Source organism: Natrinema caseinilyticum (genome assembly GCF_024227435.1).
GTDB lineage: Archaea > Halobacteriota > Halobacteria > Halobacteriales > Natrialbaceae > Natrinema > Natrinema caseinilyticum.
In genome coordinates, this window is record NZ_CP100445.1 from 3782183 (window position 1) to 3796107 (window position 13925).

Annotated in this window: 15 protein-coding genes; 3 read left to right on the forward strand and 12 right to left on the reverse strand. The window is 65.7% G+C overall.

Going from position 1 to position 13925, the window contains the following annotated elements:
* Positions 1-90: 90 nt before the first annotated feature.
* The 11 genes from NJT13_RS18635 to NJT13_RS18685 form a co-directional block, all read right to left on the reverse strand.
* A complete protein-coding gene (locus NJT13_RS18635) occupies positions 91-1329 on the reverse strand; it encodes a phosphotransacetylase family protein (protein ID WP_254523312.1) in 1239 nt (412 codons plus the stop codon).
* Entirely contained in the window at positions 1326-3422 is a 2097-nt protein-coding gene (locus tag NJT13_RS18640; RefSeq protein WP_254523313.1) for an acetate--CoA ligase family protein, read from the reverse strand. The genes NJT13_RS18635 and NJT13_RS18640 overlap by 4 nt, the downstream gene beginning before the upstream one ends.
* A 95-nt stretch (positions 3423-3517) precedes the next feature.
* A complete protein-coding gene (locus NJT13_RS18645; RefSeq protein WP_254523314.1) occupies positions 3518-3679 on the reverse strand; it encodes a hypothetical protein in 162 nt (53 codons plus the stop codon).
* 69 nt (positions 3680-3748) lie between these two features.
* Positions 3749-3916 carry a hypothetical protein gene (locus tag NJT13_RS18650; protein WP_254523315.1) on the reverse strand — a complete coding sequence of 56 codons (168 nt, stop codon included), beginning with the start codon at positions 3914-3916 and terminating at the stop codon, positions 3749-3751.
* A 204-nt stretch (positions 3917-4120) separates the two neighbouring features.
* Entirely contained in the window at positions 4121-5137 is a 1017-nt protein-coding gene (locus NJT13_RS18655) for a metal ABC transporter permease (RefSeq protein ID WP_254523316.1), read from the reverse strand.
* Positions 5137-5874: a metal ABC transporter ATP-binding protein gene (locus NJT13_RS18660; protein WP_254523317.1), complete on the reverse strand. Its 738-nt coding sequence runs from the start codon at positions 5872-5874 to the stop codon at positions 5137-5139. Before NJT13_RS18660 ends, NJT13_RS18655 begins: the two co-directional genes overlap by 1 nt.
* Positions 5871-6911, reverse strand: a complete 1041-nt coding sequence (locus tag NJT13_RS18665) for a metal ABC transporter solute-binding protein, Zn/Mn family (RefSeq protein WP_254523318.1) — start codon at positions 6909-6911, stop codon at positions 5871-5873. The genes NJT13_RS18660 and NJT13_RS18665 overlap by 4 nt, the downstream gene beginning before the upstream one ends.
* Before the next feature lie 176 nt (positions 6912-7087).
* Positions 7088-7510 (reverse strand): DUF7988 family protein, encoded by a 423-nt coding sequence (locus NJT13_RS18670; protein ID WP_254523319.1) that lies wholly within the window; start codon positions 7508-7510, stop codon positions 7088-7090.
* 186 nt (positions 7511-7696) lie between these two features.
* Entirely contained in the window at positions 7697-8869 is a 1173-nt protein-coding gene (locus NJT13_RS18675; RefSeq protein WP_254525487.1) for a YihY/virulence factor BrkB family protein, read from the reverse strand.
* A 119-nt stretch (positions 8870-8988) separates the two neighbouring features.
* Positions 8989-9948, reverse strand: a complete 960-nt coding sequence (locus tag NJT13_RS18680) for a carbohydrate kinase family protein (RefSeq protein WP_254523320.1) — start codon at positions 9946-9948, stop codon at positions 8989-8991.
* A 130-nt stretch (positions 9949-10078) separates the two neighbouring features.
* On the reverse strand, positions 10079-11548 hold the full coding sequence (locus tag NJT13_RS18685) for an aldehyde dehydrogenase family protein (RefSeq protein WP_254523321.1): 1470 nt from the start codon (positions 11546-11548) through the stop codon (positions 10079-10081).
* A gap of 204 nt (positions 11549-11752) precedes the next feature.
* Here NJT13_RS18685 and dpsA point away from each other — a divergent pair, with 204 nt between their 5' ends.
* The gene (dpsA, locus tag NJT13_RS18690) at positions 11753-12298 is read left to right on the forward strand and encodes a DNA starvation/stationary phase protection protein DpsA (protein ID WP_254523322.1); all 546 of its coding nucleotides are present in this window, start codon (positions 11753-11755) and stop codon (positions 12296-12298) included.
* Between the two features lie 286 nt (positions 12299-12584).
* Here the strand turns inward: dpsA and NJT13_RS18695 are convergent, their stop codons facing one another.
* The gene (locus NJT13_RS18695; RefSeq protein ID WP_254523323.1) at positions 12585-12752 is read right to left on the reverse strand and encodes a hypothetical protein; all 168 of its coding nucleotides are present in this window, start codon (positions 12750-12752) and stop codon (positions 12585-12587) included.
* A gap of 234 nt (positions 12753-12986) precedes the next feature.
* Between NJT13_RS18695 and NJT13_RS18700 the strand changes: the two genes are divergently transcribed.
* Together NJT13_RS18700 and NJT13_RS18705 are read left to right on the forward strand one after the other, a co-directional pair.
* Complete coding sequence (locus NJT13_RS18700; protein ID WP_254523324.1) at positions 12987-13313, forward strand: hypothetical protein; 327 nt, start codon at positions 12987-12989, stop codon at positions 13311-13313.
* A gap of 81 nt (positions 13314-13394) precedes the next feature.
* Positions 13395-13907 (forward strand): macro domain-containing protein, encoded by a 513-nt coding sequence (locus tag NJT13_RS18705; protein WP_254523325.1) that lies wholly within the window; start codon positions 13395-13397, stop codon positions 13905-13907.
* The last annotated feature ends 18 nt before the right edge of the window (positions 13908-13925 follow it).

The following is a 13925-nucleotide window of genomic DNA, read 5'->3' on the forward strand; positions in this document are numbered from 1 at the left end:
ACCGTCGTTTCGACCGCCGTCCTCCCGTGAATCGTCGTCGCTTTCCCGGTCGTCGTATTCGACGGCCGGACTGCGCCGACCGTCGCGGGTCTAGCCCAGAATCGAGTCGACGGCGGCGTGGTCGGACAACAGCCGTTGCATCCGGTCGACCGTGTCGACGTCGCGAACGCGGCCGCTGCGGACGATTTCCTCCGCGCGGTCGACGGTCGCGAGCGTGTCCGTCCGAACCGCGATGATCGGAACGCCCTTCTCGCTTGCCTGCCCCAGGATCGTTCCCGAGGGCCGATGCCCGCCGGTCAGGATGAGACAGCGAACGCCGGGGGCCTCGAGCGCAGCGGTGTGGATTTCGGCGCGGTCGCCGCCCGTGATAACGGCCGCGTCTTTCGTCCGCCGGAATCGACGCAGGGCGCTGTCCGCACCCATCGCGCCGACGGAGAACCGTTCGACGTAGGCGTCCTGTCCGGCCTCGACGAGCATCGTCCCCCCGAGTTCGTCCGCGAGTTCGGCGACCGTCACGCCCGACAGTTCGCGCTCGCTCGGAATGATGCCGGTGACCGAAATCCCGCGATCCTCGAGGAACGGGATCACGTCCGTCTCGAGTCCGTCGTACGCGACGTCGGGCACCTGGTTGAACACGACCCCGCCGAGGCGGTCGCCGAACGACGCCGCGGCCGCGAGGACGTCGTCGACGTCCCCCGGCCGTTCGTAGGGCGCGATCAGCAGAACGCGTGCGTCGAGGAGGTCCGCGATGTCCGGGTCGGTGAGATGGACGATGCCTCCCACGTCGTAGCGGCCACCCCCTTCGACGAACATCCGGTCGTGGCCGTCGGCGAGCGTCTCGAACGCCTCGCGGACGCGCTCGCCGAGTTCCGCGGGCGATTCGCGCCCGCGGACGGCCTGCTCGACGAAAGTCGGCGAGTAGACCACCGGCTCGAGGTCCTGGACGTCCGCATCGAGTTCGAGCAGTTCGCGAGCGAGAAGCGGATCTTCGTCCAGGGTCTTCCCGACGTTGCTCTGGAGGCGGGTTCCTTTCGGTTTCATGTAGCCGACGCTGTCTCCATCGGCTCTGGCCAGCCGAGCCAATGCCAACGCGACGGCCGTTTTGCCGGTGCTTTCCGCGAGCGAGCTCACGAGTAGCGTGTCGACATCGCGACCGGGATCAGATATACTTGCGTCGTCGTCAGTATCTGTGGTCCCGGTTTCGCCGTCGGTGTCCGTGGTCTCGGCGAGAGCGTCGTTCTCTTCCGGGCCGGTTCGGTTGTCGATGTTCGCGTTTGGAGTTTCGCTGTCGGCGGTCGTGGATTCGGGTTCTGGATCGGTCTCGGTCATAGTTCCTCCGTGTCGACGGTGAGTCGCAGATCGATTGCCTGTACGCCGTCGGGACCCGCGACGAGCGGGTTGACGTCGAGTTCGAGGATCGCCGGAAAATCCGTCACCAGCTGTGAGAGCCGCTGAATCGTCTCGACGACACCGTCGATATCAGCCGGTTCGCGGCCTCGAGCGCCTCGCAACAACGGTGCGGCCTTGATCTCGTCGACCATCTCGCGGGCCTCACCGTCACCGATCGGCGCGACGCGGACCGACGTATCCTCGAGAATCTCGACGAAGATGCCGCCGAGTCCGAACAGCAACAGCGGGCCGAACTGCGGGTCGCGGTTCATCCCGACGATGGTCTCGGTCGCGGACTCGAGGTCGAGCATCTCCTGGACCTGGACGCCGATGATCCTCGCGTCGGGCTGGTAGGTGCGCGCCCGGGAGACGACGTCCTCGTACGCATCGTACACGTCGTCGGTGTCGACGCCGACTTTGACGCCGCCGATGTCGGACTTGTGAGAGATGTCCGGGCTGACGATCTTCAGCACGACATCGCCGTCGATCGAGCCGGCGACGTCCCGCGCGCGGACGGGATCGTCGACGATTTCGCCGGCCGGCGTGGGGATCCCGTAGGCCTCGAGCAGGTCCATCGACTCGACGCCGAGTCGGTTGTCGTCCCGGCGGTATGCACGCTCCAGGATCACTCGGGCGCGCTCGCGATCCACGTCGAACGTCGCGGGCACGTCTGCCGTCCGCTCGCGTCGCTCTCCGAAGCGAGCCAGCGCGTCGAGTCCCGATACGGCCCGCGACGGATCGAAGTAGTTCGGAATGCCCGATTTGCGCAGCGTCTCCTCGGCTTCCCTGGCCCGTTTTCCGCCCATCAGGCACGTGACGACCGGCGTCTCGTATGCCTCGCGTTTCCCGATCACGGTCTCGGCAAGGTCGTCGTAGGACAGCACCGCGGTCGGCGCGGCGACCACGACCGCGCTCCCGACGTTGGGGTCCGCGAGCGCGATCTCGAGGGCCTCCCCGAAGCGGTCGACGTCGGCGTCACCGATCGCGTCGATCGGGTTGTAGACGTTGGCCTCCGCCGGCATCGCCTCGGCGAGCGCGTCGATCGTCTCGTCGGCGAAGTCGGCCATCTCGAGCCTCGAGTCGCCGACGGCGTCCGTCGTGAGGACGCCGGGGCCGCCCGCGTTCGTTACGACTGCGACGCCGTCCGTCTCGGGTTCGGGCAGCCCCGCAAGCGCCCGCGCGGAATCGAACAGTTCCTGGACCGAGTGGGCCCGGATGATTCCGGCCTGATCGAGTCCGGCCTCGTAGGCTCGTTCGCTTCCCGCGATCGCTCCGGTGTGAGACGAGGCGGCTTGCGCGCCGGCGTCCGTTCGGCCGGACTTGACGACGACGATCGGCGTCTCGTCGGTCACCTCGCGGGCGGCGTCGACGAAGTCCCGACCGTCGGCGACGTCCTCGAGGTAGCCGATGATGACGTCCGTCTGTGGGTCGTCGCCCCACTCGCGGACGAAATCCGTCTCGTCTAACACCGCCTTGTTGCCGAGCGACACGACGTCCCGAAAGCCGATGCCCTGGTCGTTGGCCCAGTCGAGGACGGCCGTGATGAACGCGCCGGACTGGCTCATGAACGAAATCGATCCCTCGAGTGCGCTTTCCGGCCCGAAGGTGGCGTTCATGCCGTTCGCCGTGGCCATGATCCCCAGGCTGTTCGGCCCGACGACGTTGAGGTCGTTCTCGCCGGCGATCTCGCGGAGCCGGCGCTCGCGTTCGGCTCCCTCGCTGCCGGTTTCGGCGAAGCCGGCCGTGATGACGACGACGTTCTCGGTGCCCGCCGCTGCGAGATCGCAGATCGACTCGATGACGACCTCGGGCGGGACCACGACCACCGCCAGATCGATCGGCGGCGCACTCGACGCGTCCGGATAACACTCGAGCCCGAGTACCTCCTCGTGTGACGGATTGATCGGAACGACCCGCCCCGCGAACTGGTCTCGCAGGTTCTCGAGGATCGCCCGCCCGACCGCGCCGTCGCGGTCGGTCGCGCCGACCACGGCGACGGTCTCGGGATCGAAGAGTTCGGATAACCGTCCCATCGCTCGAGGGTTGGCCGACGAGCGTGTTAAGCGTATGCCGTGATGGGGTGACCCGACGATCGGGTACCGCAGCCTGTCACAGACACGCGGTCGCGTTATTCGGGCGACTCCCGATCCGCGTCGACCGTCCGATGCGACCGCCGTCGGCGATATCTATCGCCGATCGCCGCACCGAGTCCGAAACAGACGAGCAGGCCACCGTACAGCAGGAGGTGGACCGGACTGTCCGGTGTGAACACGCGTCCGATGAGCGCCATCCCGACGACGTACGCGATCGCTCCGCCCGCGAGGAGATTCGTGACCGAAAACCCGAAGACGGCGGCTGCTCAACCACCGACGAGCACCGCCGATATCCCGACGATAGCGAGGGCGGCCAGTTCTCCGATCGCCTGCGAAACCTGCACCCAGTAGACGTGTCTCGGCGGCCAGAGAACGTATCCGGCGGCGAACGCGAGGAGGCCGCTCGCGAGAATCTCCGTCGACCGTCGGCCCATACTCGAGTGTTGGATCTCGAACAGGTAATCGCACCGATCGCCGTCGGTTCGATCGACGTGACCGAATACCACTCGGCTCGGCGCACAGCCCCACGGTCGGATCGGTCGGCACGACCGCCGTCCGGACGGGCCGAGCGGAGACGCTCGAGAATCGTCCGTCGACTCGTCGGCAGGGAGCGCAGACTTGCGCGCCCGTCGAACAGTTCAGTGCGTCGAGAGAGCCGCCGTCGACCGACTCGATGCGAACACGGCGAGCAGATAGCTCGCGATGGCGACGACGACGATCGACCCGCCGGTCGGCAGCCCTTGGGAAATCGAGAGGACGAATCCGCCGATCACCGCGACCTGACCGAACAGGATCGAACAGTACAGCGTCTCGCGGAAGCTCCGTGCGATCTGGGTCGCCGCGGCGACGGGGACGACGAGCATCGCGGCGACGAGGATCACGCCGAGGATCTGCATGGCACCGACGACCACGACCGCGGTCATCACGATCAGCAGCGTGTTGTACCACGTCACGTTGAGGCGCGCGACGCGAGCGGCCTGTTCGTCGAACGTGATGAACAGCAGCTGTTTATAGGTCGCGACGATGGCGGCGACGACGAGGACACTGATGACGGCCATCAGCTGTGCGCCCGAGGGCGTGACGACGGAGATATTACCGAAAATGTAGCCTCGGATGTTGATTCCGGACGTCTGGTCCAGACTGATAACCAGGGTCCCCACGGCGAAGCTGCCGGTCAGCATGATCGCGATGGGAACGTCGCCGTAGGTGTCGGTCCGCTCGGCCAGCCACTGGACGCCGAGCGCGCCGAGGATGCCCACGACCAGCGCGACGAGCATCAACGACCCGTTCCAGCCGGTCGTCGCGCTCACCAGCAGGCCGACCGCGACCCCGGCGAAGGCCGTATGCGCGAGCGTCTCGCCGATCAGGGCCATCTCCCGGTGGACGAGGTAGGTCCCGACCAGTGGCGCGACGACGCCGATCAGGATTCCCGTCGCGATCGAGCGCCACATGAACGGGTGATAGAACACGTTCGTCCCGAGGTAGTGATCCGCCCACCAGCCCGCGATACGAGCCTGATCGTACACCTCGCCCACCAGCGGCGCCGCTCGCAGCGCGTCGATAGCGAGCAGACCGATCATCGCGACCGCGAGGACCGCGGTCAGGGCGATACCGACGTGCTCGAGTTGCCGACGGTGCGGGAGCGTTCGGCTCATCAGTGGTGGTGGTGGACGACCTGCCCCGTCGCCCCGTAGGCCTCCGTCAGCGCCTCGCTTTCGACGAACGATTCGGTATCGCCGTGGTGGTACAGCTCGGTATTGATACAGGCGATACGGGTCGCGCGATCGGTGACGACACCGATGTCGTGTTCGATCAGGATGATCGTGATCCCGTCGTCGTTGAGCGACTCGAGGAGCTGGTAGAACTCGTCTCGGGACTCGGCGTCGACGCCGACGGTCGGCTCGTCGAGCGCCAGCAGGTCGGCTTCGGAGGCCAACGCGCGTGCGATGTACGCCCGCTGGCGCTGGCCACCCGAGAGCTGATCGAGCTGACGGTCGCCGAGATCGGCGATGTCGACGGTCTGGAGTGCGTCGTCGACCGCCGCCCGGTCGTCGTCGGTCAGCCGTCCGTGGCCCGCGTGGGCGAATCGACCCATCGTGACCGCTTCGCGGACCGTGACCGGCATCGAGCCGCCGCGGTTGGTCGCCTGTTGGGAGACGTACCCGATTCGTTCGCCGCCGTCGAACTCGGAGACGGGTTCGCCGAACAGTTCGATCGAGCCGCTATCGGGACTGCGCAGGCCAAGCATGAGGTGCAAGAGCGTGGTCTTTCCCGACCCGTTTGGACCGATCAGTCCCAGAAAGTCGCCTTCTCGAACCGTAAGCGAGACGTCTTTGACGGCCGGCTGCTCGCCGTAGGCGAACGTCACGCCGTCGAGATCGATCACGGTCACTGTGCGTCTAGTGCCTCCCTGAACGCGGGAACGTTTATCTCTTGCATCTGTTCGAGGTAGCCCCAGTCCTTGCGCTGCCACTTCGCGAGGGTTCCCGAGAGGTGCGTGATCGGCATCGCGTCGCCGTCGGTCTCGCGAAGAATCGCGTTGACGAGCGGCGGGTACTGCCCATCGCGATCTTCGAAGGGACTGTAGAGGATCGTTTCGATTCCCTCCTCTTCGACCAGGCTGATCGTCTCCGAGATGTCCCCCTGGTTCGGCTCGGCTTGCGGGGAGACGCCGACGGGCGTGTGGAGTTCGAACCCGTATCGCTCCTGGAGATAGGTAAACGAGTCGTGACCGGCGAAGACGGCGACCCGTCGGTCGGCCGCGGCGAACAGCTCTTCGAACTGCTGATCGAGAGCGTCGAGGGCCTCCACGTACGCGGACGCGTTTTCTTCGTACGTCTCTGCGTTGTCCGGGTCCGCATCGGCGAGTCCCGACGAGATCGTTTCGACGACGTCCTGTGCGAGCACGGGATCGAGCCAGACGTGCGGGTCGACGGACGATTCACTGTGATCGTGCGAGTCGTCGTGGCTGTCCGCCGAATCGTGGTCGTGTGATCCGTTTTCGTCACCGTGATCGTGGCTCCCGCCGTCGACCTCGTGATCCCAGTCGAGTAACTGGTCGTCCAGCCCAGCCAGGCCGTCGATCACCGACACGGTCTCGTAATCGGATTCGAGCGTCGTCGCGATGTCCTGCGCCCACCTGAACTCGGGAGTGTCGAAGTAGACGAAAACCCCGGCGTCGGCTATCTCTCGCGTGAGGTCGCCGCTCGGCGACCACCCGTGGCCCGACTGGCCGGTTCCGACGGGGTTCTCGAATTCGATCGCATCCCTGGCGACCAGGTGCGACCAGTCCCACAGCGTGAAAAAGGCGGCGTATCCCCCGTCGAGTGACCCGTTCGGAGTCCCTACCTCGTCGAGACAACCGGCGAGGGTTCCGGCAGCAATCGCACCGGCACCACCGTTGACCAGCGCGCGTCGAGTCAGTTCCATATACGGGAATGACGATCCTGGAGTATAAGTATTATTATCTCACCGCATCATTTTATTAACAGCTGGGTTCGGAAGCCGTTTCTGTTAACAACAACTGGCGCTATAGCGCCTCGAGTTGCTAGCGCTATCGAGGCGACCAGTCTCGAGTCAGTCGTGACGCAAGAATCGATCGACGCTCACTCGAGCACTACCGTCAGTCGGACGTCGTCGCGTCGCCGGTAGGCCGGCCGTCGGTCGGGATCGGAACCGCGAACGACGTCGAACGCATCGAACCGAACGACGAGTCGGCCGGGATCGATCGTCGCCCGAAGAATAGGTCCGCGGCTCGTGACGACGACGTACGGGGGGGCAGGGACGGGGCACGCCCGCAGTTCGGAGCCCGTCGCCGAAACCACGTCCGTCAGAACGTCGGGGAGCGATCCGAGTATCCCGGTTTCCTCGAGTGATCGGTGGAGGCCGCCGACGACTGCCTCGCGGTTGGTCGTTCGGGCGGTATCCCAGGGTTCGGCGATCGCGTCCGCACAAGCGCCGATCCCGTCGATGACCGACGCATGCTCCGCTCGAATCCGCTGGCGAGCGGCTCGGATTGGATGGGACACGATTCTCGGTCGAACGGGCACTCACAAAGATGTCCCGACTCGAAGTGAGACCGACTATTCACGCACGCAGACCGACGGATCGCCGGCGAGACCGGCGGATCGACCGGTCGCGGTTGGCCAACGGCCGAGCGACAGGACGGGCGTCGCGTTCGATCCGAACTCGAGCCGTCCGCACCGAACCGGGCGTCACTCCGAACGGCTCTCGACCACACCGACGTTGAGCGTCCGAACCCGCTTCAGCGTTCGTCGTATTCCACGTCGCCAGGACGAGTCCCGACACGCCTCGAGGTCGCGCCGGAGCCGTTCGTTTGCCGCCTCGAGAGATTCGTTCTCCACCTCGAGTCGCTCGATCCGCGCTTCGAGCCCGTCGACGCTGTCTTCGAGGCGGTATCGGCGCGTCCGCTGGGCGTCGCGATCGTGTCGGAGCTGATCTCGTTCCCGACCGAGTGCTTCCAGTCGGCGCTCGAGACGAGCCAGTTCTCGCGCGCTCGAGTCGGCGAACGGCCCGCGGCTCGGGTTGTCGTGACTCCCCTCGATCGCCCCGTCTCTCTCGCCGATCTCGTCGTGTTCGGCCTCGATGTGGCCCGAGCGCGTCGCATTGACGACGGCGCCGACGAGGAGGATCAGCCCGCCGAAGTACAGCCAGGTCAGCAAGAGGAGGACGGCCCCGATCGGCCCCGCCGAGTCCGAGCTACTCGAGACGGCGACGTAGATCTGAAACAGCGACTGGAGAGCCGCCCAGCCGACGGCGGCGACGAGCACGCCCGGCAGCACCTGCCGGACCGTGACGTCGACGTCGGGGAAGAAGTAATACATCGGGAGGAACGCGACCGACAGTCCGGCGACGAGCAACAGCGGGTTCAGGAGCCCGATGACGAGGCTGTTCGGGAAGAACGCGAAGACGAGGGTGGTCGCACCGGCGGCGATCAGCGCGACGCCGATCGTCCCGAAGACGACGGCACCGTCGCGCAGTTGGTCAACGAGCGAGTTCTCGGCTGTCGACGTGTAAATCTCCGAGAACGCGGTATCGAGTCCGCGAAAGATTTTCAGCGACCCCCAGACGAGCGCCGCGAATCCGATGAGCGACGTTCCGACGCTGCCCGTCGAGCCCTCGATCCCGTCCTCGAGCAGGGTTTGCCCGCTCTCCGGGAGAAATCCCTCGGTCATCGACGATACCTGTGTCGCCAGCGCGTCGTCGCCGACGATCGAGACCAGAAAGAAGAGGAGCACGAGCAAGGGGATCAACGAAACGAAGGCCTGATAGGCGATGCTGGCCGCCATGAACGTCACGTTTTTCTCCTGGATTTCCGTCACTACCGCCTTCGCGAAGGGGATCGTACCGCGTTCGCTCGAGCGCATGCGCCATCGTCCGACGTAGACCCGGATAGCGATCCGGCTTGCAGCCACCTGTCTCCCTGAAGCGTTCCACTTCCGTCGACCGATCGACGCCGTTTCCGATGCCGGTGTCGCCGCTTCGGCTACTCCTCCTCGAGCACCGTCGCCACCGCCTCGCGCGTGGGCAGGGCCGTCATCGCTCCCGATTCCGTGGTCGCCGTCGCTCCGACCGCGTTCGCAAACGCGACGCTCGCACCGAGCTCGCGGCCGCTTCGCAGCGCGTCGATCGCACCGGCGACGAAGGCGTCGCCCGCGCCCGTCGTATCGATCACGTCGATCTCGAACCCGGAATGGTCGACCGCCGCCGCGGGCCAGGGCGCGTCCGCGCTCGAAACGGCGACGGCGCCATCGCTTCCCCTGGTCACGAAGACGGTGTGGAGCGGCCAGCGGTCGATCGCCGCTCGAGCGATCGCGGTCGGCGTCGCACCCGCGACCCCGAGTGCTTCGAGCTCCTCGACGGTCGCGAGACAGACGTCGACGTTCTCGAGCGCGTCGGCCGCTACCCCGGCGAACGCGCCCTCGTCCGGCCACAGTTCGGGCCGCAGATTCGGATCGAACGAGACGGTACACCCCGCACTCGCGGCGCGCGCGAGCAAATCCAGCGTCGCCGCGCGCGACGATCCGCTCGAAAGCGTGACACCGCCGGCGTGGACCCAGTTGCAGTCGGCGAGCGTGTCGTCGTCGATCCGTCCGGATTCGAGGCGCGTGTCGGCGGTTCCGTCACGGTAGAAGCTAAACGCCCGGTCGCCGGTCTCGTCGTGGGTGACGAACGCGAGCGTGGTTTTCGCGCCTTCGTCCCGTTCGATCCATCGGTCCGTGAGACCGTACTCGACGAGCCGGCGCTCGAGATAGCGACCGAACGGGTCGTCGCCGACGCGCGTCCAGAACAGCGGCGGCCGCTCGAGCCGTGCGAGCGCGACGGCGACGTTGGCCGGCGCACCGCCCGGACGGCGTTCGAAGCTGGCGATATCGTCGAGCGGGCCTGGTCGGTCGGGAATAAAATCGATGAGGGTCTCTCCGGCAACGAGTACGTCGCGATCCATATGGGTTCTTTCCGTTCGTGTGTGAGTTAGTCTTCCCTCCCGTTCCGGCCCGATCGGCCCCGTTCCGCCGCTCCGTGAGCGGCCCCGGGAACGGGAGACGGGCACCGAGTCCGTGTCCGGTCGGCGTCGATCAGAGGATGATGCTCTTCTCGCGCATCATGGCGTGGATCGACGCGTCGAGGCCCTCGCGACCGATCCCCGAATCCTTGTTCCCGCCGAAGGGAACGTCGCCGAGTCCGTGGCTCGGCGCGCCGTTGATCCGGACGGCGCCGGCGTCGATGCGCTCTGCCATCCGCATCGCGCGCTCGTGATCGTTCGTAAAGACCGCGGCGTCGAGTGCGAGGTCGGAGCCGTTCGCGATCTCGAGGGCCTCGGATTCGTCTTCGAACGTGGTGATCGCCGCGATGGGGCCGAACTGTTCCTCGTCGACGATGCGAGCATCGTGCGGGACGTTCGCGAGCAGCGTCGGTTCGAAGAACTGCGCGCCGAGTTCCTCGGGAACGTCCTCCGGGGCGCGGCGTTCGCCGCCGCGGACGAGGTCCGCGCCCGTCGCGACGGCGTCCTCGACCAGTTCTTCGACCCAGTCGGCCTGATCCTCGCTGATGAGCGGTCCGAGCGTCGTCTCTTCGTCGAAGAGGTCGCCCGCCTGCCAGGCGTCCATCTGGCCGTCGATCAGGTCGACCAGTTCGTCGTGGACCGATTCGTGAGCGAGCACGCGCGAGACGGCCGAACATCGCTGTCCGGCGTACTTGAACGAACCAGCGGTGCAGTTGCCGGCGACCGCGGACAGATCGGCGTCGTCGAAGACGACCGCCGGCGCGTTCCCGCCCAGTTCCATGTGCAGGTTGACCATGCCGCTCTCGCGGGCGACGTGCTTTCCGGCGCCAGAGGAACCGGTCATGGCGATGGCGTTGACGCGGTCGTCGCCGGCCAGTACGTCGCCGATCTCGCTCGCTTCGCCGGGCACGAAGTTGAAAGCGCCCTCCGGAATCCCGTCGACAGCGGCGATGACGTCCGCGAGGATCGCCGCGGAAATCGGCGTCTTGGTCGCGGGTTTCAGCAGGACGCTGTTGCCGGCAGCGAGTGCGGGCGCGACCTGCAGGGCGGTCGTCGCCAGCGGGTAGTTGTACGGCGTTATACAGAGGACGGCGCCGACGGGTTCGTGTTTGACGATCGCCTGCCAGCCCTCGTGACCCCCGGTCGACCCTTCGCGGTACTCGCCCTTGCTGACGATGTTGCGGGCCTCCTCGGCCGCCCGATCGAACCGCTCGGCCGCCTGGCCCACCTCGCCACGAGCCGACGAGATCGGTTTCCCCGCCTCGCGAACGATTACCTCCGCGAGTTCTTCCTCGCGTTCCCGGAGGGCCTCGGCGATCTCCTCACACCACGCCGCGCGTTCGACGACCGTCGTCTCCCGCATCGTCGGTTTGCTCTCGTGGGCTGCCTCGAGTGCGGTGCGTGCATCGGCCGGCCCCGCGGCGGCTACCTGCGCGAACGTCCCGCCCTCCGCGAGGTCCGAGACCGGAATCACGTTCTCGGCCTCGAGCCACTCTCCATCGACGTACATGCGTTCTCTCCGCTGCGCGATCCTCGTTGCCATACGTCCCCCTATGGGCCCGCCCCTTGAAAATGTTTACTCGAGGTTGAAAAAACAACGTCGCATTAGAGAGTGTCGTTCCGTCGGACGAACATACCCGTATCAACAAAATGAAGGCGCAACGAAACAACCAAAATTTGCGAAAACAGAACAAATGTTTTGTCCTGGGGGAGCTTTAAGGGGAATGCGGGTATACTCGAATCCGGGATGAGTACGCAAAAGACCGTCCGTCAACAGGCAGGCACCGTCGAGGAGAACGCGCTTCGTCTCGATCAAGACAAAGCCGAGCAAATCGTCGAGGCGCTGAATACGGAACTGGCCAACGCCTACGTCCTCTACCACCAGCTGAAAAAGCACCACTGGGTCGTCGAAGGCGCAGAGTTCCTCCCCCTCCACGAGTTCCTCGAGGAGGCATACGAACACGTCGAAGAAGGCGCGGACATCATCGCCGAACGCGCCCAGGCGCTCGGCGGCGTCCCCGTCTCGGGCCCGGCGAACCAGGAGCAGCGCGCGACCGTCGAATTCGAAGGCGAAGACGTCTACGACGTCCGCACGATGTTCGAAAACGACCTCGAGATGTACGGGGACATCATCGAGTCGATGCGCGACAGCATCGAACTCGCCGAAAATCTCGGCGACCACGCATCGGCCGAGATCCTGCGCGAAATCCTCGTCACGATCGAAGAAGACGGTCACCACTTCGAACACTACCTCGAAGACGACACGCTGGTGCTCGAGGAAGCGACGCACTGACCCCGCTGACCGAACGGATTCGAGGGAACCACGGCGAAAACCCGAGCGAACCGACGCGAGAGCGCATCGACGGCGGCCACTACCGGAGGTCAATTTTTCGCGATACCGATTCCACGCGATAGCTACCGTACTACGCGTTAACTACCGTACTACGAGATAGCGTCAGTTGCCGCGGGCGCACTGGTTCAGGCAGGAATCGCGGTTCTTCGGAGAGTCGTCACCGGGACGCACTGGTCGAACACAGTCTGTACTGTCTGGCGTTCGGTCGGCCCGAATATCGGCCGACTCAGGGCTCGAGATCGACGGCCAGATCCGTGGCGATCCAGCCGTCGCTGTTGTTCCGTTCGGTAAAGACGACCTTCCCGGGTCGAGTTTCGTGGCTCGTCACGACCTTTGCCGGCTCCTCGAGTTCTTCGTCGTGTTCTGAATCCTCCCTGCGGACGGGTTCGACCATCAGCGTGAGTTAGGCGAGCCTAAATCTAAAAAGGTTTTGGTTGGCCTAAGACGTCGGGAACGGGTCGTCGGGACGGCGGATATCGGTCGGCCGGTTTCTCGAGGTCGTCTCTCGGACGCCGCCTGTGGGTTTCGAACCCGCCCGGACGATCCCTACTCCGCTCGGCTGAGCCCTGCGTGTGATGGCCACGCGAAGATAGCATCACTTTTCCCGTCTCGCCGAAACGATCGTCATATGAGTTCACACGAGAACGGGTCACAGGGTGCGACCGGCCGCCGCCGGGGCCGGAAACTGATCGCTCAGTTGTTCGACGTCGGGACGAAGCACGTCGAATCGCTGAGTTGGCCGCTCGGAAACCGTGTGACCGTCGAAGCGGATGCGAAGCGGCTCTTCGAATTCGCCCATTGTCGCTCTACACGAACGGTGACAGCATTCGAAGTGACCGACTACACCCGCGTCGTGCGACTTCGAACCCCTATCGGCCGCGAGAAATTTTACGGCGTCGCGAACGCCGACGTCACACCCCTGTCCGCGGGCGACGAGTGGGTCCGAACCGACTGAGACGCCTCCAGACGCACCCGCTCCCAGACCGGACGCATCGACACGAGCACTTTCAATTGGCTCGATCTGTATCACTCGTGTATGGACTACGACGTCATCCAGGGAGACATCGCCGACCAGTCCGCTGACGCACTCGTCAACGCGGCCGGGACGAGCCTTCGAATGGGCTCCGGCGTCGCCGGTGCGCTCCGGCGCGGCGCCGGCGACGCGATCAACGAAGCGGCGATGGAAGCCGGCCCGGTCGATCTCGGGGCGGTCGCGGTCACGGACGCCTACGCCCTCGAGGCCGAGTACGTCATTCACGCCGCCACGATGCCCCATTACGGCGACGGGAACGCGACGTCCGAGAGCATCCGAAACGCGACGCGAAACGCCCTCGAGCGAGCGGACGAACTCGGCTGTCGGTCGCTCGTCGTGCCGGCGCTCGGGTGTGGCGTCGCCGGTTTCGACCTCGTAGACGGCGCCGAGATCATCGGCGAGGTGATCGACGCATACGAGCCGACGACTCTCGAGGACGTCCGCTTGATCGCCTACAGCGACGCGGAGTACGAGGCGATGGCGGCCGCGACTGGAAACGGAACGGAGCGGCGCTAATCGAGGAGCGGCGAGCGG